Source organism: Faecalicoccus sp. LCP19S3_E2, assembly GCF_052121255.1.
Classification (GTDB): Bacteria; Bacillota_I; Bacilli_A; order Erysipelotrichales; family Erysipelotrichaceae; genus Faecalicoccus.
This window is the reverse complement of the sequence record NZ_JBQKEP010000033.1, coordinates 1-2,537: the sequence shown is the minus strand read 5'-3', so window position 1 is coordinate 2,537 and position 2,537 is coordinate 1. Positions and strand designations below refer to the sequence as shown.

Below are 2,537 nucleotides of genomic sequence, written 5' to 3'. Positions count from 1 at the left end.
TGGAGATGCCTTTGATCCTGCAAATGGAGTAACGGCAACAGATACAGAAGATGGAAACCTGACAGAAAAGGTGGAAGTCCTGGAAAACAAGGTACCAACCGATGAAAACGGGAATACGACAGAAGCCGGATCGTATACAGTGACGTATAAAGTCACCGATTCCAAAGGCGCATCGAGCACAAAGACGATCACCGTCGTTGTAAATCAAAAGATGGAAGAAATCAACCATATTCCGCGTATCACTGCCGATGATCAGGTGTTGATAGTAGGAGATGCCTTTGATCCTGCAAATGGAGTAACGGCAACGGATACAGAAGATGGAAACCTGACAGAAAAGGTGGAAGTCCTGGAAAACAAGGTACCAACCGATGAAAGCGGAAAAACAACAAAAGCCGGATCGTATACTGTGACATATAAAGTCACCGATTCCAAAGGTGCATCGAGCACAAAGACCATTACAGTGACTGTAAATCCGGCTATGGAGGAACTGAACCATATTCCGCGTATCATGGCCGATGATCAGGTATTGACAGTAGGAGATGCACTGAACGTATTCAACAATGTCAGTGCCATGGATGATGAAGACGGAGAACTTACAGGTTCAGTCAAGGTCATCGATAATACGGTACCAACCGATGAAAACGGAAATACGACAGAAGTCGGATCCTATACGATTACTTATCAGGTAACGGATTCTCAGGGTGCCTCCAGTACGAAGACCATTACAGTGACTGTAAATCCGAAGATGGAAGAACTGAACCGGATTCCAACGATTGAAGCCGAAGATAAAACTTTGACAGTAGGGGATAGTCTTGAAGTGATGAGAGATGTTACGGCAACGGATGCAGAGGATGGAGATGTAACAGGTAATATCCAGATTTTGGAAAACAAAGTACCAATGGATGAAAGCGGAAAGACGACACAGGCGGGAACGTATACGATTACTTATCAGGTAACGGATTCCCAAGGAGCCTCCAGCACCAAGACGATTACGGTGACGGTGAAGGAAAAAGAAGTAACACCGGATACAGAAAACAATACAAACACACCGAATGAAGGCAAAGAAACTCCGTCTTCCTACAAGCCTGGAGAAAAAACGAAGGGAACCAGTAAGACAAAGGGAACGAAGACGTCTACAAAAACCTATGTGGCCGTATTCAGTGCAATGGCTTCAATTGCCTTGATAGGTGCTTTGATACTTGTTCTTGTCCAAAAAAGAAAATCATTATAATTGATTTTTGAAAACTTAAATGGGTGCTTTTTAGGCAAGAAGCATCCATTTTTTTAGAAAGGTAAAAAAAATGAAGAATATTTTTAGACGAATTGGTGCAGCTATAGTAACTCTATTTTTATCGTTAAGCTTTGTTGTTCCGACCTTTGCACAAGAAGGATTGCCAGGCTCATCTGAGGCGAATCCTTATGAAATTTCCGGAGGTCGGGAGAACGCTAATCCGTTTCCGGATAAAGTATCGGATACATTGATTCAAACATATAATCGACCGAGCAAGTACGAGGTTGACAATATGATTGTACGTGGTGAGATGGAGTTTAAAGATGGTTCCATACTCCCCTTAGGGGATCCTAACAGTGGTATAAATGACGCTGCATGGGAAGAATTTTCGACCACGCCTTTAGAAACATATGGAAAGATGCCGATAAGAATTCACTGGTATGTTGTGTTTGAACCGTCAAAAAGTCATAACATGTCTTTTGGCTTGGGTGTCTGGACTTATGTTGAGCAACAAGAAAATAAACTTAACTTGGGCAGTGGCGATAAGGTTGTTTCAAAACAAGCCAAAAATAAGGATATCTATTTAAATGGTGAAAAATTAGATGACTCACAGGTACTGTTTCACATAAATTCTATTTCACAGCCGCAATATTTATCCTGGACATTGGACATAACAGATAAACCTTATTCTTTTTTACAATCTTTTACATTTGGGCATGATGCAACTTGGTTTGGAATTTATGGCTCTGCCGATAAACAAAGACTTTTTATGTATTGGAGTTCAGTATCTCCACGAGCAAATTTCCATTATGTAGATGAGATGGAATATCGTAAATTAAATGGTTTGTCTGGCTCAGATTCTATTCTGCAACGCAGTAATGGAGAGAATTGGCAATCAACTGTTCCCGGTACAGCTCTGCAGTTGGAAGATATGATGGATCCTGTGCAAACTAAAGGAGAATTTAGGGCATTAAGACCCAATGCAGATCCATATTTTAGTTTAGAAGAAGGAACGACTAAGCCAACCTATGCAACTGTGATTGAAAAAAGTCCGCTAGGATTCACCTACATTGCGGATGATATAGACAAGCCGGAAAATGTTACAGATTCAGAGAGCTATAAACCGCTCACAGAAGCAGGAAACGGAAACTATTATTTGACACCGGTACTCTATGAGGATGGAACCTATGGTTTAGACAAACATTATTATATTTTGGAACGTCAGATGCCATCTCCCATCAAGATTCATAAAACAGATGATCAGGATCAGGGATTAAAAGATGTTACGTTTGATTTGTATCGAATC

At 41.0% G+C, this 2,537-nt stretch carries 2 protein-coding genes; both read left to right on the top strand.

Annotated elements, in window-relative coordinates; all coding sequences use genetic code 11:
- Positions 1-1,231: immunoglobulin-like domain-containing protein (locus ACTQX6_RS12550; protein ID WP_441657556.1), on the top strand; the 1,231-nt coding region annotated here is incomplete at its 5' end.
- A gap of 70 nt (positions 1,232-1,301) precedes the next feature.
- The coding region (locus ACTQX6_RS12545; RefSeq protein WP_441657555.1) for a hypothetical protein at positions 1,302-2,537 on the top strand (1,236 nt) is incomplete at its 3' end.